Here is a 16,434-nt window from a genome sequence, read left to right on the forward strand (position 1 = left end):
ACGGCCATTCCCCTGTCATTCAAGACGACAGGAGGCTTCCATGCAGACCATCTCGACCGCCGCCCACGCCGACGCCGCCAACTACCTCGCCGCCCTCGCATTCGCCGAGCGCCGCGCGCTTCACAGCTTCTTCGACCAGCACGTCATCGAGGAGGGTGACGGGCGCTACGTCGCCATCGACGAGGGCGACTATGACGCGCTGCCGATGACGCTCATCGACCGGGTCGTACACACGGTTCCGGGACGCATGTCCGACGAATTCTGAGCATCGGGGAGGGGCTGCGGCCTCTCCCCCTTTTTTGCTTGGAGAGGTGCGGTCATGGGGGGCATCGAACCCCCCATGACCGCGCCGCGGCGATGCCGCGGCAGGTGCGGATTCAGGCCGCCAATCGTTTCTCGACTTCCTCGATACCAAGTCGCTTGATGCGATCGGCGAGGTCCGCCAGTCGCCTGGCATCGAGCTTGAGCAGGCCCGACTTCTCGACCGTCGCGATCGCCTGCTCGCGCTCGCGTTCCTCCAGCTTTCGCCGCCGCTCATTTAGCCGGCGCTCATCTTCCTCGAGCGCCAAACGCTCCTGTTCCAAGGTCTTTGCCATAGTTGCCTCTTGTGAAGGCTAATCGGGCTATGAACCGGTCCGTTATACCGATGACAGGCGCGGCCCGAAAGGCGTTTCAGGGAGCTTGGGCGGATCGGGCTGGCGCCCGAACACGGCTCTATTCGCTAAGGTCCCGTGCCGACCCTTCAGGCCGACAAGCGACCTAACCTCACGGAGCCGAGGCTGGCGCCTCGTCTCCGCCCATGCGGGTCACGATCCTCGCCTGGTCAATGGCGTCTTCGGCCGCAATTGCATCTGCGACGCCCGGGAACAGCCCGTAGTTTTCGCGCCGGCACGCCACGGTTGGCCGGACATCCCGAGGGCTCGACGCTTTCCCGCCGGCACTTCCGCCTGGCGGCGGCCTCATGCCCCGCCGGAACCGGGAGCGGGCACTTCCCAACATCACTGGATCGGGACCGGGACCAACGATCGGCCCCATAGGAGATGCACACCCTACGCACCTGAAGGTGCAGGGTTTCCGTTGCTGCACAACGGCTTAGCGCGGAAGGGAAGGGGAGTACGCTGTAGTACGGTGGCGGGGGAGCGTAAAAGTCGCAGATTTCCGCCATTCTCTGGTACTACCCGAGACTACGGCGCGGGCGGGTGAGAAGACCGGCTTGTCGCTGCCCTGCCGCCGAGGTATAAGCGTCGCCATTCTTCAGTCCCCACCAGCCTCCCTGCTAGGAGGTTGGTCTTGGCTACCAATTATCGGCACTACAATATTCGCCTGGAGCGCTCCCAATGGGATCGTCTCAGCGCGATCGCAGCCGATCAGAAGCTGACCGTCGCCGACATCATCCGGTCGGCGCTCGACGTCTTCCTCTCCTCCTCCGATCTGCTGACCGCCAGCCAGCGCCGCCTGGCCCGCATCAGCGAGTTTCAGCAGCTCGCGCTCGATGTCATCATCCGCGAACAATACCCCGAATTGCGCGACCGTCTTGTAGCCGAGACCGACAAGCGCCTGGTGCAATATCATGGCGCGTGAGGACATCCGCTCGAATGGGCAGAACATCCCGCTCACTCACCACTCCGCGCGTGGTCGCGTGCAGCGCAACTCCGGCAATTTCACCCGCGGCTCCCAGCTCCTGACCCACGAAATGCTGATGTGGTTTTCGGGCGCCCGGCTGCCCGTCATCGCATGGTTATTTGCCTTCCTTCTTGCCTGGTTCGCGATCCTGTCATTCCGCCTCGACGAGCATGGCTTCCAGCTCGTCTGCATGAAGCTCTACGCGACGCTTTGGAACTGGATCGAGCTCAACCCGAACAAGCGCGTCAACGTCACGCTGCCCAACGGCGAGATCATGCGCACGATCATGCCGGCAGTGCCGTTCATCCCCGAGGTCCAGCAGGCTTGGGCGACGACGATGCGGGCCTTGATCGGATCTCTGCTGGTCTCGCTTTTCGTCGTCGCGCCGCTGGCGATCTGGTTCATCGATCTCTCGCGCCGGAGGGGCAAGACGATCCTTCAGGAGCGGCACGAACGTGGCGCCATGCTCGTCGAAAATGGCGTGCTTCAATCCGAAATCGCCCAGCACAACCTCGCCAGCTTCGAGGACGATGCGCGCAAATTCTTTCCCGCGCTCTCGCCGAAGGCCGTGCTGAGGCTGACGTTTCAGGAGCGAAAGGCGGGCGGCATTCACCACCCCTATTCGCTCGCCGGCGTGCCTTACCCGCACCGCATGGAGCAGTCTCACACGATGCTGATCGGGACGACCGGATCGGGCAAGACCACCGAGCTTCGCAGCCTCGTCGCGCAGATGCGCGACCGCCGGGACAATGCCGTCATCTTCGACCTGACCGGTGCCTATGTCGAAGCCTTTTTCGACCCCACCCGCGACACGATCCTGAATCCTATGGACCAGCGCTGCCCGGCCTGGTCGATCTTCAATGACTGCCGCACGCACAGCGAATTCACCGCCGCTGCGGCCGCGCTGATTCCCTCTGACGGCGGGTCCTCCGAACCCTTCTGGGCGCTGGCCGCACGCACACTGTTCATCGAGATGTGCATCCGGCTTCAGGAGCGGGGTCAGACCACCAATCTGGCGCTGTCCGAGAACCTGATGACCGCGGATCTCAAGCGGGTCCACCGCTTCCTCGCCAACACCATCGCCGATCCACTGACCGCCCCGGAAGCCGCTCGCATGGCAGAGTCGATCCGCGCCGTGTTCAACACCAACGCGCAGGTCCTGCGCTTCCTCCCCGACGAGGGCGAGCAGTTCTCGATCCGCGACTGGATCACGGGCGAAAAGCAGCCCGGCGCGATCCTCTTCATCACCTCCAATTACGTCGATCTGCCCATGAACCGGGCGCTGCTGACGCTTTGGATGGACCTGTGCATCAATCGCCTGATGACCATGCCGCGCACCCGCTCGCTGCGGATGTGGTTCATGTTCGACGAGCTCGGCGCGCTCCACAAACTGCCCGCCATCGAGAACGGCCTGCAGACCGCCCGCGCGTTCGGCGGCGCCATGATCCTGGGCATCCACAGCTTCGAGAAACTGGTCGAGGTCTATGGCGAACAGGGCGCCCGCAATCTCGCGTCGCTCGCCCGCTCGAAGCTCATTCTCGCGACCGCGGACCTCGACACAGCCGAGCAGTGCGCGCGCTACATCGGCAACCGTGAAGTCCGCCAGATGGATGAGGCCTACAGCTACGGCTACAACAACAATCGCGACGCCTCGACGCTGACACCCAGGAAGCAGGTCGAACCGCTCGTCATCGCCGACGACATCACCAACCTGCCTTCGATGCACGGCTTCGTGAAGTTCCCGGACGGCTTCCCGGCCGCGCGCATTCTGCTCGAGTGGAAGGACTATCCCCAGGTCGCACCGGGGTTTGTCGCCAGACCCTCCATGCAGCCCGTCCGCTCGCGCCGCGGCGAGGAGGCATTCGCGGACGAGGGGGGTGAGGCGGGCGGTCGCGACGGCGCCGTTCAGATCGTCGATGAGGTGGTCGATACGACCAATCTCGCCAAGGAGATGGCGGCGCGGATCCTGCAGATGCCTGCCGCCGAGCAAATCACGGAAGCCGATCGGGCGGCGCAGCGTGCCGACGACAAGAACGAACAGTCGACCCCCGCCAGCCACGCTGCCGACAAGGCCCAGGCGGCACGCGAGAAGGCGGAGGGACACGAGCCAGCAAACCGCTCGTCGGACGAGCGCCGCGACGGTCGCGCCGCGCCGCCACAGATCAGCCAGGTCGAGAACCAGACGCTAGTTGAACTCCGCCACGGCATCGCCGTCGGCCGCGACGACAGCGATCTCGACATGGGGATTTGATCGATGCACTCGATCGCCTCGGTCCGCTCCGCATCCGGTGCCGCGAACTATTTCGCGAAGGACGATTTCAAGGACAATTACTACACCGCCGACGGCGCCTCGGAGGTCAACAGCTGGAGCGGGGCAGGGGCCGAGGCGCTCGGCCTGGAAGGCGAGGTTTCGCGGGAATCATTCGAGGCGGTCCTGAGCGGGATATTGCCAAGCGGCGAGGGCGTGGCACAGGTCGAAAACCGCCGTCACGGCCTCGATCTCACCTTCTCGGCGCCGAAGTCCGTTTCGGTCATGGCCTATGTCGCCGGCGACAAGCGCGTGCTCGCCGCCAACATGGCAGCCGTCCAGAAAACCATGGCGTGGGTCGAAAAGAATCTCGCCGAGGGGCGCAAGGATGTCGAGGGGCGCAAGGTGCCGGTCCAGACCGGCAATCTCGTCTATGCACTCTTCCAGCACGACACCAGCCGCGCGCTCGATCCGCAGGCCCACGTCCATGCCGTAGTCGCCAACCTGACGCAGATGCCGGACGGCAAATGGCAGGCGCTTCATGCCGACAAGATCTGGAGCCACAATGCGACGATCGGCGCCATCTACCACGCCTATCTGCGAGCTGGATTGGAGAAGCTGGGTTACCAGGTCGAGTTGAAGGGCAAGCACGGCACCTTCGAGATATCGGGCGTGCCGAAAGCGGTGATCGATGCCTTCAGCCAGCGGCGCGAGGCGATCCTGGAAAAAGCTGCCGCGCTCGGGATCGTCTCGGCCAAGGGTCGCGACGGCGTCACCACCACGACCCGCGATCCCAAGCTCAACGTCGAGGACCGCGACGGGCTCGTTAAAGGCTGGATCGACAAGGCGGCGGGGCTCGGCTTCGACGGCAAGAGCCTCCTCGCCGCAGCCGAAGCCCGCGCCGGCCAGCGTCTCGGGGCGGGGCCGATCGAGCGCGGATATCGCGCGGTGAGCGATGCGATCGCGAGCGCTCGCACGTCGCTCGGCGGGCTCCTGCGCCCACGCGATCCTCTCGTCGACAGCGGGCTCGCCCGCGCTACCCAGTCGCCGGCGGTTGCGCGCTCGCAGCTCGCGGTCGCGTCGGCGGTCCGGATCCTGGCGGAGCGCGAGGCGGCGTTCAACGTCCATCTGCTCGCGAAGACTGCGTTGGACCTCGGCTTGAAGGGCGTCACGATCGACACGGTCGAGCACCGGATCGGCGAGCTCATCGAGACCCGCCAGCTTCTTCCCGGGGTAGCGCGACCCGGCGACAAGGGCGTCCAGATGGTGACCACGCAGGAAGCGCTGCGCACCGAAGAAGCGATCCTGAAAAGCGTCGAGGCAGGGGCCGGCAAGGCAGACCCGGTCGTCTCGGCGAGTGCTGCACCCGAGCGTCTGCAGAGCGTCGCCGATCGGCCGCTCAATGCCGGCCAGCTCGCCGCCGCGACGCTGATCCTGTCGTCGCCCGACCGCACCGTCACGATCCAGGGCGTCGCCGGCGCCGGCAAGTCGACGATGCTGCAAGCAGTGGCCCGGATCGCTGAAGCCGAGGGCCGAACTGTGCTCGGCCTCGCGTTCCAGAACAAGATGGTCGCGGACCTGGCCGAGGGTGCCGGCATCAAGAGCCAGACGATCGCGTCCTTCGTCCTCGCCAACGAACGGTTCGTCACCGAGCGCGATACGCCCCGATACGAGGAAGCGCGGGCCCGACTGGCAGGCGCCTCGCTGGTGGTCGACGAGACCTCGATGGTTTCGAGCAGCGACATGCTGACGTTGCACCGGATCACCGAGGCGCTCGGCGTCGACAAGCTGGTGCTGGTCGGCGATCGTCAGCAGCTCTCCTCGATCGACGCCGGCAAATCATTCGCGATGATCCAGGCGGCCGGAGGGACGATGGCGCGGATGGATGAGAACATCCGCCAGCGTACCGACACGCTGCGGACGGTCGCCGCGCTCGCCAATGTCGGCCGCGCGGGCGAGGCGATGAAGGTGCTGGGCGACAATGTTCATGAGAGCGCCAGCGCGCCCGAGACGGCGGCCGGCATGTGGCTCGCATTATCGGCCGAAGACCGCGATGCCACCGCCGTGTTCGCGTCGGGCCGCGCGTCGCGCGCGATCATCAATCAACGCATCCAGGATGGGCTTGCGGCCGAAGGAACGGTGCGCGGGCAGGGTATCCACCTCACGGTCTACGAGCGCGTCAATCTCACACGCGAGGAGTTGCGCTATGCCTCGACCTATCAGGTCGGCCAGACGCTCGACGTCGGCCGCGGCGGCGCGCAGGACATCGGTCTCAAGCAGGGGCGCTACGACGTCACCCGCATGCTGCCGGGCGGCAAGGTCGAGCTCAGCGACGGGCGGCGGCATATCCGCTTCGATCCCCAGAGCCTGTCGCCCACCGAGAAGCGGGATCGTCTCGAACTTACCCAGAAGAAGGACCTCCACGTCCGCGAGGGCGACCGCATCCGCTGGACCGCGAACGACAAGCCGCGCGACCTTCATAACGCCGCTCTCGCGCGCGTGCTGTCGGTGGACGCCGCGGGGGTGACGGTCGAAACAGCGGGCAAGCAGACTCTCACGCTGGATCTCGGCGATCCGATGCTGTCGCGGCTCGATCTCGCCTACGTGCTCAACATGCACATGGCGCAAGGCATCACGACCGACAAAGCCATCACGGTCATGGACAGCCACGAGCGCAACCTGTCCAACCAGCGGCTCTTCAATGTCGGCGTCACCCGTGTGCGCGACGAGCTCGTCATGGTGGTCGACGACAAGGGGAAGCTGGAGCGCCAGCTCGACCTCAATCCCGGCAACAAGACCTCGGCACTCGAGACGCTGGGCCGCATCGACATCGACGGGAAGAAGGGGTCAGCCGCGCCGGCAAAGTTCGATCCCGGTCCGATCGACGGCATCAATCTGGCCGACGCGGCCGACCTTCTCGCCGACTTGCCGCCCCTTCCGGACGGAGCCCTCACGCCGGCCGCCGCGCCCGCAGCCGCATCGAAGAGCGGCGACCTCACGGCCCCGGCAGACCTCAAGCCCGACAAGGGCGACCTGCTGCCGCCGCTGCCGGAGCGCAGCCTCGGACTCGATTTGTGAAGGTAACAGCCGGCGCGGTGCCGGCAGACGAAGGAGACGACCGATGGGATGGGAGTTCGATGAAGGCGGCAAGTTCGGCAGCGAGAAGGCGGCCGAGGACTACGCACGGCGTAACGGTTTGAGCAATGCCGACTTTCGGACCCGGCGGAAGGGTGACGGTGTCGAACTCGAGATCCGCCGCTCCGCCGTCGACGGCCGAAGCCTGCGCGATAGCAATGAGGGGCGCAAGGACGGCTGGTTCTGACGCGCGATTCTGAAAGGGAGATCAAGCTATGCCACGTCTGATCGATCAGCTCGGCAGCGCGCCGTTTGCCGCCATAATCTTTCTGGCCTGCATCGCGGTGCTCTTCGCGCTCGTCAAAGGTGTCGGTGGATCGCCGGCGCCGATTGCGAAGCCGTTCCTCACCGCGCGCGAGCAGGCGATGCTCAAGGCACTCGAGCATGTGCTGCCGATGTATCGAATCCATGCTCAGGTCGCCATGGGCGCATTGCTGGCTGCTCCGCGCCGGCCGGGCAAAACTTTCAATCCAGCCGATCGCAACGCGTTCTCTCAGAAGATTGTCGATTTTGTGATCGTCGATCCAACGGTTGGAACGGTCGTTGCCTTGGTCGAACTGGATGATCGCTCGCACGATGCCGCGAAGGACCTCCTCCGTGACTCGATGACGGCGGGGGCGGGTTACACAACGATCCGCATTCCTAAGTCAGCTCGTCCGACAGTCGCAGCGGCAGTCACCGCAGTCGGTCATCTGCGGGGCGGGGAGTGAGCTGCACGACCTCCTCGTCCGTTACCCGCGCAATCATCGCTCGGCATCGATCCGGTCCAGACTTGCCATTGAGGGGAAGTGAGCGGCGACACACGCTTTGAGCGCGACGATCCTGATCGCCTCGAACGTGCTGGAGGTAGCCGGGTCAAACAGTCAGATGGTCTCGCCGCGTCGAACCCTAGCAGCCAAGATTTGCAGTGCTGAGAGGACCCCGGGCATCGTGCTCGCGGCGGCATAATCGTAAGCGCCTCGCAGCCGATCATATTCCAGCCGGCCGATAACCACGGGCCCTCGAAGCGGTGGTCGAGCAGACTCATGATACTTCTGCGTCGCTCCACCAAGCGTCATCAATATGCGGCGGATCGTATGATATCACGCGACGTCAGGCTTCTTGCGAACCCTTCCGTTGAAATCCCTTTTTCCGATCGTCAGCCCTTTCCAGCGCAGGATATCGTACGCCGTCGTAGCGTGAAAATAGAAGTTCGGCTGCGAGAACGAGAGCAGAAAGCTCTCGGCCGTGAACTCCATCCGGTTATCTCCGAACTCGAAACACATGTCCTGACCTATGAATGCCTCGACCTCTTCCGGACGGATGGCTTCAAGTGCGGCGATGGTGGCCAAGATGCGCTCGTTGAGGCCGCTGAAGCTGTCCGGCGGCAAGGTTTGGTCGGGCGAAAAGCGCCCCTGCCGAACGCCCTCGATAGCGCCAAGGGAATGCACAGCCACGGATTTGATCTGGTAAGCGAAAGGATTCATGTCAGCCGCTAGGCGAGCGTCAATGATCTCGTCATCCGCCCAGTTTCGCTCAGCGCAGAACGTCTCGGCCTTGCCCAGGAGACGATGCACCGATCCGAGGATCTGGAGCTGAGATGGTATGATTGCTTCATAGAGCGTGATGGACACGTAACTCTCCTTGATGCGGACTATGCGCTCTGCGCGCGGCGGCATGTTCGAAACATCCTGCCAGGCTCGGCGATGCTTTGCGCCGAGAATTACAGGAACATCCCAATGACGATAGCGCGGGGCAGCGGTTTGTCATCCGTGACACTTTACCCGGAAGCGAGAGGTAAAGTGTCATTGATGACAGCCTTGAAGAGCTGAGAGTTGGCGTGGTTCCGGCAGGGTCAATGAAAGTCATGGCTTCGGATGCGCATCAGCTCTTCCTCGTCCGGAACGGCATTAAACGGCGGATAGGCGAGCGTTCGCCCTCGCGGTGGCCAGCTCGGATCGCGCGGATCGGGACCAGCTCCATTCTTGGCGCCATCGCCGCGTCCCGGCGCAACGGTGAAATCCATCTTTCCGATGGATCTTAGCATGTCGTCATGGTCGGTGATGCGGTCGCAGATGATGTGGATGACCTCGCCCTCCTTCTGCACCCTGCCGCGCATCGCGATCATCGAGGCGGACATGACCTGGCGGCGGTAAATCTCGAACCGGTCGGGCCACAGGATGCCGTTGGCGATACCGGTCTCGTCTTCGATAGTGATGAACAGGACTCCTTTGGCGGAACCTGGACGCTGGCGGACGAGGATCACACCGGCGACCTCTACGTTGCGGCCGTCGCGCACCGCCGGGAGATCGGCGCAGCGCATCACGCGCATCGTATCAAGCTGACCGCGAAGGAAGCTTATCGGGTGGCCGCGCAGCGATAGCTGAAGCGATCGGTAATCCTCGACCACCTCGCGGCCATCGGTCATCGCGCGGAGCGCCACCGACGGCTCCAGACCCTCGGGCGAGAACCTGTCCTCACGCGCGTCAGCGGCAGCGAACAGCGGCAACGGCGCTTCGCCGAGACCCTTCACCTTCCATAGCCCCTGGCGGCGGTTTTCAGCGAGGCACTGGAATGCGTCGGCTTCGGCCAGACGCTCGATAGCGGCTCGGGGTACGCCGGCGCGCCGCCAGACTTCTTCGACACTCTCGTAAGGCGCTGGCCCGCGGGCCGCAGCAATCGTGGCACCGTGAACGTTGGCGAGCCCACGGACTTGCCCGAACCCGAGCCGGACTGCCATATAGCGCCTGCCGGTTGGCTCCAACGTACAGTCCCAGTGACTGTGGTTGATCGACACTGGCCGCACCTCGACGTCATGCCTGCGGGCGTCGTCGACGATCTGGGCGGGAGCGTAGAATCCCATCGGCTGCGCGTTGAGCAGCGCCGCGCAAAACACGTCGGGATGATGGTGCTTCATCCAACACGACGCATAGGCGATCTTGGCGAAGCTGGCGGCATGGCTTTCGGGAAAGCCGTACGAACCGAAACCCTCGATCTGCTTGAACGTCCTTTCCGCAAAGTCCTTCGGATAGCCGCGAGCCACCATCCCGCTGACCAACTTGTCATAGAAGTGGCTGACGCCGCCCGTGAGTTTGAAGGTGGCCATCGCGCGGCGGAGCTGGTCGGCCTCTTGCGGAGTGAAACCGGCGCCGACGATGGCGACCTTCATCGCCTGCTCTTGAAAGAGCGGCACGCCGAGAGTCTTCTCGAGGACGGCGCGCAGCTCGGGCTTTGGATATTCGGGCTTCTCCTTGCCCTCGCGGCGCCGAAGATAAGGATGGACCATGTCGCCCTGAATCGGTCCCGGCCGCACGATCGCGACTTCGATGGTGAGATCGTAGAACTCCTTGGGCTTCATGCGGGGCAGCATGTTCATTTGGGCGCGGGACTCGATCTGGAAGACGCCGAGCGTGTCGGCCTTCTGGATCATCGCGTAGACGTTAGGGTCATCGTCCTGCAGGTCGGCCATGCCGACGCTGATGCCCTTCTCCTGCTCCAAGAGGTCGAACGCGCGGTTGAGGCAGCCGAGCATGCCCAGGCCCAGCACGTCGACTTTCATGAATTTGAGGGCGTCGATATCGTCCTTGTCCCACTCGATGATCTGACGATCCTCCATCCTAGCCGGCTCGATTGGCACGAGATCGTCGAGCCGGTCCTGGGTCAGCACGAAACCGCCGGGGTGCTGAGACAGGTGTCGCGGATGACCGATCAGCTGGCGGGCGAGCTGAAGCGTCAGTTTGAGCCGGTGATCTCCGGCGTTGAGGTTGAGGCTGGCAATCTGCTCATCGGTGATCCCGTCGACCGACCAGCCCCACACGAGCCCGGTCAGCATCTTCGTGAGGTCGCGCGGCAGGCCCAGCGCCTTACCGACCTCGGCGACCGCGCCGCGGGTACGGTAGCGGGTCACCACGGCGGTGAGGGCGGAGTGGTGACGTCCGTAGGTGTCGTAAATCCACTGGATGATCTCTTCGCGTCGCTCATGTTCGAAATCGACGTCGATATCGGGCGGCTCCTTGCGCTCGCCGCTGACGAAGCGCTCGAACAGCAATTCGTGCTTGATCGGATCGATCGACGTGATGCCGAGCAGGAAGCAGACACAGCTGTTCGCCGCGCTTCCGCGACCCTGGCACAAAATACCGCGGCGGCGGCTCTCGCCGACGATCGAGTTTACCGTGAGGAAGTAGGGCGCGTAACCTAGCTGGGCGATCAATCTCAGCTCGTGATCGATTTGGGACCGATAGGCCTGCGGCACGCCGCCGGGAAACATGCGAGCGGCCGCCTCTTCGGTTAGTGCCGCTAGCGCCTCCTGCGCCGTTCGCCCGGCTATGATCTGCTCATACGGGTACTGATACTGGATCTCGCCAAGGTCGAACCGGCATTGCGCCGCGATGTCGGCGCTGGCCCGAACAGCGTCCGGGAATCGGGCGAACCGCCGCTCCATCTCGGCGGGGGACTTCAGGTCACGGTCCATGTAGCGCTCGCGCCGGAACCCGAGCGCATCGATCGTCGTCCGTTCGCGGATGGCGGTCATCACGTCCTGCAACGGCCGCGCCTCGCCGGTGTGATAGAGCACATCCCCGGTAGCGACGCTCCGCACGCCCGCAGCACGCGCCATCGCATCCAGCTCGTAAAGTCGCTGGGCATCATCGGGCCGGCGGCGAAGCGACAGTGCGAGATAGCCGCGCGATCCGAACACCGCGCGCAGCTCATCAAGGCGAGCGGCGGTGGCGTCGTCTGGCATATCCGGCACGAGGATCGCCACCAGCCCGTCGGCATGCGCTGCGACGTCGTTCCAGTCGAGGACGCAACGGCCCTTGCCGCCGCGCGCCTTGCCGATCGACAGGAGGCGCGTCAGCCGCGACCAGGCGGTGCGGTCGGTCGGATAAAGCAGCGCCGCGCGGCCGTCGGTCAGGTCGACCCGGGCGCCGGGCATCATGCGCACACCGGTAGCTTTCTGCCCATCCCAGCCGCGGACGACGCCCGCGACGCTACCCCGATCGACCAACCCCAGCGTATGATGACCGAGCAGCGCGGCTGCGGAGAACAGTTCCTCGGGCGAGCTGCTGCCGCGCAGGAACGAGAAGTGGCTCGTCACCTGAAGCTCGACATAAGTCGCCGCGGGCCTCTCCATCACCCGAACAGCCCATGCATGTACCAGCTGAGGTCGCCGGTCGTTGTCTCGACGCCGTCGCCGCGGCGGAACAGCCAGAAGCGCTCACCGCCCTCAGCTTCCACCCGGAAATAGTCCCGCACCGCCCACATCTCGCGCTCGTTGCGCCACCACTCGCCATGGATGCGTTCCGGGCCATCGCCGGCGACGACGCGATAGCCGCTGCCGCGCCACGCAAACCGCCGCGGCGGCTGATCCGGCAACAGCGCGACGACGTCGCCGAGCAGCTCTGGTCGACGTAGCAACCGCACGGGCCGCTTCCACGTCGGCCAGCCAACCGGTGTCGCGAGCACGTCTGTCCGCCGGGTCGCGCGTTCGGGTACGTCGCTCTCCTCTGCGCCAACCCGGAACAATGCGGCCTCACCGACGCGTCCGGCAAGCTGGTCGACCAGCGGCGCGATGTCGGCGGGACGATCGTCGCCAACCAGCGCCGCACCGAGCGACACCGGTGCGAGATCTTCGATCCTCGGGGCGGCAAGCGCCACCGCCTCGATACCCAGCCCCGGATCGATCCGTTCGACCCGCATCGCTAGCATCCGCGTGAGATGCTTCGCGTCGCGCGTTGCCCGCGCGGTACCAAGACCGATACGCTGCTCGTCGCCGTCGACGCGCAAGCAGGTCAGCACCGCGGCGCGAAGACCGAGCCCCCGTGCCTGCAGCACCGCCACCATGTCGTCGACGAGATCGCCAATCACCTGGGTGATCGCCTCAGCTGTACCGATCGGTTCCAGCAGCCGGCGCATCACGCGCGGCTCTTCGAAGGGTACCACCGGGACGATCGGCTCGGCGACCATGCCGCGGGCCTGGTCGAGGCGAGTGACCGTCGCCATGCCGAGCCGCCGCGCGAGCGGACCGCGCGGCATCGGATAGAGGTCGGAAATCCGCTCCAGCCCGAACCTGGCGGCCGCATGCAACGCCTCCGGCGTCAGTCGCAGCGCGGCAAGCGGCAGGTCGGCGAGGGTCTCGGCTTCGGTGCCAGGTGGCAGGATGGTGGCCGGCTTGTCGCCGTAGCGCGCCAGCGCATGCGCTGCGCCCGGGGTGCCGGCGATCGCGATGCTGGCGGTGAAGCCGATGCGCTGGAGGAAGCGCAGTAACCGGCGGCAGAAGTGCGGCTCGCCACCGAACAGATGGGTGGTACCGGTGAGATCGAGCCACAAGCCATCCGGTCCGGCGACGCTGGCGGAAGGCGTCCAATGGCCGACCGCATGAAGCGCCAGCCGGTCGAGCCAAGCGCGATCCTCATCGGGCTCGGCGTCGCGCACGTCGAGATCGGCGACGAGCGCGCGCGCATAGGCCGCAGCCATGCCGGGGCGCAGGCCCAGCTCGAGTGCGGCCGGGCACGTGGCGGTCAACACGTCCTTCTGGCCGATCCGCTCGATCAGGACGGTCGGGCGACCCCATGTCTGAGCGATCGGGGCCGGCATGGCAGGCCTGCGCGCCGGGGCACCTTCGTCGGGCGGCATTGCCTTGAACGGATGATCGGCAGGTTCGCTGCGCCGGCCGAGCATGCGCTTGGGCGGTTGTTGATGCGCGGGCAGCGAGGCGATCGCGTCCTCGACCGACGCGCGCGGCGGAGCGCCGTCGCGTGGCCAGGCCGCGGCGCCATGATCAACGAGCGCCCAGCGGGCGCCCGGCCGCCAGCCGCCGCCGCGCGGCACCGAGCAGGCGCCAGGATCGTCATCGATCGGCGGTGCGAACCTCGAGCGTGTGGGGGCCGGCAGCGCCTCAGGCAGCTTGGCTGGCCGCTCCGACCGCCGCAACCGCTCGATGGCGAGCTGGGGCAGGTAGAGCGAGGCGACCCTGGTCATCACACGCATCGAGTTCGAGGGAGAAGGGATTACCGTTGCGCTGCCGGACCAGCTCGACCGACCAGCGCGGACGACCGACGCCGGGGTAGGGCAGCCTGGCTGACGACACGCAGCCGATCCGCCAGCGGGTCATCGCCGACGAGGGCTGACCGAGCGGACAGCGATCGAGCGAGCGATGCCGGCGGTAGAGCAGGATCGGCGTCCCGCCATCCGATGCGGCGAGCTGGAGCCGGCGGGTCGCGGTCTGGTCGGCCGACTTCACCTCGGCGACCACGCAGGCAAGCGAGCCGAACCGCAACGCATCCTCGGCCAATGCCAGCACCTCGGCATCCTTGCCCGCCTCGGCGTGGAAAATACGCTCAGGGCCGAGCCCGACCTGTTCCAGCCCCGGCGCATAAAGGTCATAGCGGCTCAGCGCCCACAGCACTGTGAATCCTGGCTGTGCTGCGAATCGGGCGGCGATACCGGCTGCGAACAGCGTGGCGGCCGCGTCGTCGTTCAGCGAGGCGGTGGCAGCGGCTATCTCGTGGAGCCCGGCGCCGTCGAGCCCGCCGCCGGCAATCTGGCTATCGACCGCTTCCAGTCCGAACGCCAGCACCGGCCCGCGCTGGCTCTGGGCCTGCGCAAGCTGCGCGCGAAGCGCGGCTATTTGATCGGCACCGGGCCGATCGGGGGACGACGAAGGTACGGGCATCGGTCAGCATCGACTCACTTGTTCCTTTTATGTTCCGCTTACTCTTGGGATTCGTCAAGCCGGATGATTGATTACCAAGCCGCATGACTTCGATACGCAACTCGCGGGTTCGATCGCCCAAGCTATCCGTCTCTCGGGCGTTAACATGTAGCGGCTTAGCCTGTGGGCGCCTCGTCCCCGATCAGCCGCAGCGTCAACGGGTCGCGCTCGCCGCCAAACCAACGGTCGAGCGCCGCGGCGATGAGCGCGTTGGGACGGGCTGCCTCGAACAGAGTGAGCGATGAGCGCAGCTTCGTGGCATCGATGTCGCCGAACACAGCCTCGGCATTGCTTGTCGCGAGATCCTGCAGCGCAGCGACGCATTCGAGATAGCGCGGACCCAATACGGCGTGGTCGAGATAAGCGCGGGCCTCCTCGAGCGACCGGACGGCGAAATGCTGCGCGGTCGAACTGCGCCCGAGCCCGGCGAACTGTGGAAAAACATACCACATCCAGTGCGAGCGCTTGGCCCCGCGCCGGATCTCGGCGAGCGCGGTCTTGTAGCTGAGGGTCTGAGCCTCGACGAAGCGGTCGAGCGAGTTGGTCCCCGGCATGTCAGAGCAGCGCCGGTTCTGCGGCCGGGAACACGCGCGTGACCGGCAAGCTGCCTTTCGGCAACGCTCGCAGCACATCCTTCGCCGGCACCGACGGATCGAGCCAGTCGGCCCACTGGTCTCGTGTCAGTGGGATTATCTGACGATGATGATATGGCGCGACATCCTCACCCGGCTCCATGGTCAGCATGGTCCAGGCTTCGCCGGATGGCGCTGTGCGCCAGATGCCGGCGATGCAGAACCAGTCGTGTCCCTTCAACGTGAACAGCCACTTCGTTTTGCGCTTCTGACCTGGCTGCGGTTCGGTGAACTCATAGAAGCCATCGGCGAGGATCAGGCAGCGGCCGGAGGAAAATTCGCGACCTTCGCTGCGGAAGTTATAGACGGGCCTGCCGCCTTGCCCTGGCCAGCTCCATCTACGACTGACCAGCTCGCCCACGCCACGTTCGCCATCGACACCGCGTACTATCGGGGCTGAATCGCTGATCTTGATATCCTCACGAGCTGCCACGTTTGGCGTGCCTTCGGGGGTCTTGATCTTGATCTTGAGGTCTTCGAAGTCCTCCATGATCGAGGCGACGTCCACCTCAAGCCGATAGTCATTGCACACGCGCCCCAGCCTTTCTTGCGACCTGTCGTCGTTCCCAGTATGTTCCGGCGCGATGGAGTCGCCCACACCATTTGATATCGATGCCCCGCCGGGGGGCAGACGTCCCATCATCAGGCGAAATCCGGATGACGCCAGCGAAATCGAGATGGTCGAGGCGGCATGGGGGTCGAACCCCCGGTTCAGCGATGGTGCCTCGTTGCGGTTCGTTCGCTCGGAGGGCCGCACTTTCCCGCGCCATCGCTGCCTGGTTCCAGCCAGCGAGTTTCACATGCGCGTGGGGGACAAGCGCTACCGCGCGACCCTCGAAAGCGGCAACTTCTTCTATCTTGCCGCCATCTGGGAGCCGGCGATGGGCGAGTGGCCGCTCAGCTTCCGTATCATCACGTTCGCGGCGAACGCGGAGGTTGCACGCTACCAGGAACGGCATGGCGCGATCATCGAACGACGGCACCGGATGCAATGGCTCGACGCTACCGTTCCGGAGATCGACCTGCTGCAGACGCCGCCAGAGCGGACATTCCTCGTCGAGCGGCTCCTAGGCGGCGGGACCAGCCAATCGGAACTCGCGCTGTGA

14 protein-coding genes are annotated in these 16,434 nt (G+C 65.3%); 7 read left to right on the forward strand and 7 right to left on the reverse strand.

Annotated features, from left to right (window positions below; translation table 11 throughout):
* Positions 1-40: 40 nt before the first annotated feature.
* Positions 41-265, forward strand: a complete 225-nt coding sequence (locus CA234_RS08520) for a hypothetical protein (RefSeq protein WP_126001385.1) — start codon at positions 41-43, stop codon at positions 263-265.
* Positions 266-377: 112 nt separating this feature from the next.
* Here CA234_RS08520 and CA234_RS08525 read toward each other — a convergent pair whose 3' ends face one another.
* A complete protein-coding gene (locus CA234_RS08525; protein WP_126001386.1) occupies positions 378-596 on the reverse strand; it encodes a hypothetical protein in 219 nt (72 codons plus the stop codon).
* Positions 597-1,290: 694 nt separating this feature from the next.
* On the opposite strand from CA234_RS08525, the gene CA234_RS08530 reads away from it, so the two are divergent.
* The 5 genes from CA234_RS08530 to CA234_RS08550 are packed head-to-tail and all read left to right on the forward strand — an operon-like array spanning position 1,291 to position 7,716.
* Positions 1,291-1,581 carry a hypothetical protein gene (locus CA234_RS08530; RefSeq protein ID WP_126001387.1) on the forward strand — a complete coding sequence of 97 codons (291 nt, stop codon included), beginning with the start codon at positions 1,291-1,293 and terminating at the stop codon, positions 1,579-1,581.
* Complete coding sequence (locus tag CA234_RS08535) at positions 1,571-3,874, forward strand: type IV secretion system DNA-binding domain-containing protein (protein WP_126001388.1); 2,304 nt, start codon at positions 1,571-1,573, stop codon at positions 3,872-3,874. The genes CA234_RS08530 and CA234_RS08535 overlap by 11 nt, the downstream gene beginning before the upstream one ends.
* A 3-nt stretch (positions 3,875-3,877) precedes the next feature.
* Complete coding sequence (mobF, locus tag CA234_RS08540; protein WP_126001389.1) at positions 3,878-6,949, forward strand: MobF family relaxase; 3,072 nt, start codon at positions 3,878-3,880, stop codon at positions 6,947-6,949.
* A 43-nt stretch (positions 6,950-6,992) separates the two neighbouring features.
* The gene (locus CA234_RS08545) at positions 6,993-7,193 is read left to right on the forward strand and encodes a hypothetical protein (RefSeq protein ID WP_126001390.1); all 201 of its coding nucleotides are present in this window, start codon (positions 6,993-6,995) and stop codon (positions 7,191-7,193) included.
* A 28-nt stretch (positions 7,194-7,221) separates the two neighbouring features.
* A complete protein-coding gene (locus CA234_RS08550; RefSeq protein ID WP_126001391.1) occupies positions 7,222-7,716 on the forward strand; it encodes a DUF2726 domain-containing protein in 495 nt (164 codons plus the stop codon).
* A gap of 372 nt (positions 7,717-8,088) precedes the next feature.
* On the opposite strand, the gene CA234_RS08555 is transcribed toward CA234_RS08550, so the two are convergent.
* The 6 genes from CA234_RS08555 to CA234_RS08580 all read right to left on the reverse strand — a co-directional run bounded on the left by CA234_RS08555 (position 8,089) and on the right by CA234_RS08580 (position 15,860).
* Entirely contained in the window at positions 8,089-8,619 is a 531-nt protein-coding gene (locus tag CA234_RS08555) for a DUF1993 domain-containing protein (protein WP_206431135.1), read from the reverse strand.
* A gap of 221 nt (positions 8,620-8,840) precedes the next feature.
* Complete coding sequence (locus CA234_RS08560) at positions 8,841-12,116, reverse strand: error-prone DNA polymerase (protein WP_126001393.1); 3,276 nt, start codon at positions 12,114-12,116, stop codon at positions 8,841-8,843.
* The gene (locus tag CA234_RS08565; RefSeq protein WP_126001394.1) at positions 12,116-13,963 is read right to left on the reverse strand and encodes a DUF6504 family protein; all 1,848 of its coding nucleotides are present in this window, start codon (positions 13,961-13,963) and stop codon (positions 12,116-12,118) included. The genes CA234_RS08560 and CA234_RS08565 overlap by 1 nt, the downstream gene beginning before the upstream one ends.
* Positions 13,881-14,657, reverse strand: coding sequence for a protein ImuA (locus CA234_RS08570; protein ID WP_206431137.1), 777 nt, complete (start codon positions 14,655-14,657; stop codon positions 13,881-13,883). The genes CA234_RS08565 and CA234_RS08570 overlap by 83 nt, the downstream gene beginning before the upstream one ends.
* A 155-nt stretch (positions 14,658-14,812) precedes the next feature.
* A complete protein-coding gene (locus tag CA234_RS08575; RefSeq protein WP_126001395.1) occupies positions 14,813-15,250 on the reverse strand; it encodes a DUF1810 domain-containing protein in 438 nt (145 codons plus the stop codon).
* Position 15,251: 1 nt separating this feature from the next.
* Complete coding sequence (locus CA234_RS08580) at positions 15,252-15,860, reverse strand: SOS response-associated peptidase (RefSeq protein WP_126001396.1); 609 nt, start codon at positions 15,858-15,860, stop codon at positions 15,252-15,254.
* A gap of 52 nt (positions 15,861-15,912) precedes the next feature.
* Here CA234_RS08580 and CA234_RS08585 point away from each other — a divergent pair, with 52 nt between their 5' ends.
* Positions 15,913-16,434: an SOS response-associated peptidase family protein gene (locus tag CA234_RS08585; RefSeq protein WP_241213382.1), complete on the forward strand. Its 522-nt coding sequence runs from the start codon at positions 15,913-15,915 to the stop codon at positions 16,432-16,434.

This window comes from Sphingomonas sp. ABOLE (assembly GCF_003950455.1).
In the GTDB taxonomy this organism is placed as follows: Bacteria; Pseudomonadota; Alphaproteobacteria; order Sphingomonadales; family Sphingomonadaceae; genus Sphingomonas; species Sphingomonas trueperi.

What these genes read in the sequence shown, in the direction of transcription:
- CA234_RS08520 (WP_126001385.1), top strand. Translation starts at nt 41, where the DNA reads ATGCAGACCATCTCGACCGCCGCCCACGCCGACGCCGCCAACTACCTC.
- CA234_RS08525 (WP_126001386.1), bottom strand. Translation starts at nt 596, where the DNA reads ATGGCAAAGACCTTGGAACAGGAGCGTTTGGCGCTCGAGGAAGATGAG.
- CA234_RS08535 (WP_126001388.1), top strand. Translation starts at nt 1,571, where the DNA reads ATGGCGCGTGAGGACATCCGCTCGAATGGGCAGAACATCCCGCTCACT.
- mobF (WP_126001389.1), top strand. Translation starts at nt 3,878, where the DNA reads ATGCACTCGATCGCCTCGGTCCGCTCCGCATCCGGTGCCGCGAACTAT.
- CA234_RS08545 (WP_126001390.1), top strand. Translation starts at nt 6,993, where the DNA reads ATGGGATGGGAGTTCGATGAAGGCGGCAAGTTCGGCAGCGAGAAGGCG.
- CA234_RS08550 (WP_126001391.1), top strand. Translation starts at nt 7,222, where the DNA reads ATGCCACGTCTGATCGATCAGCTCGGCAGCGCGCCGTTTGCCGCCATA.
- CA234_RS08560 (WP_126001393.1), bottom strand. Translation starts at nt 12,116, where the DNA reads ATGGAGAGGCCCGCGGCGACTTATGTCGAGCTTCAGGTGACGAGCCAC.
- CA234_RS08565 (WP_126001394.1), bottom strand. Translation starts at nt 13,963, where the DNA reads ATGACCAGGGTCGCCTCGCTCTACCTGCCCCAGCTCGCCATCGAGCGG.
- CA234_RS08570 (WP_206431137.1), bottom strand. Translation starts at nt 14,657, where the DNA reads ATGCCCGTACCTTCGTCGTCCCCCGATCGGCCCGGTGCCGATCAAATA.
- CA234_RS08575 (WP_126001395.1), bottom strand. Translation starts at nt 15,250, where the DNA reads ATGCCGGGGACCAACTCGCTCGACCGCTTCGTCGAGGCTCAGACCCTC.
- CA234_RS08585 (WP_241213382.1), top strand. Translation starts at nt 15,913, where the DNA reads ATGGAGTCGCCCACACCATTTGATATCGATGCCCCGCCGGGGGGCAGA.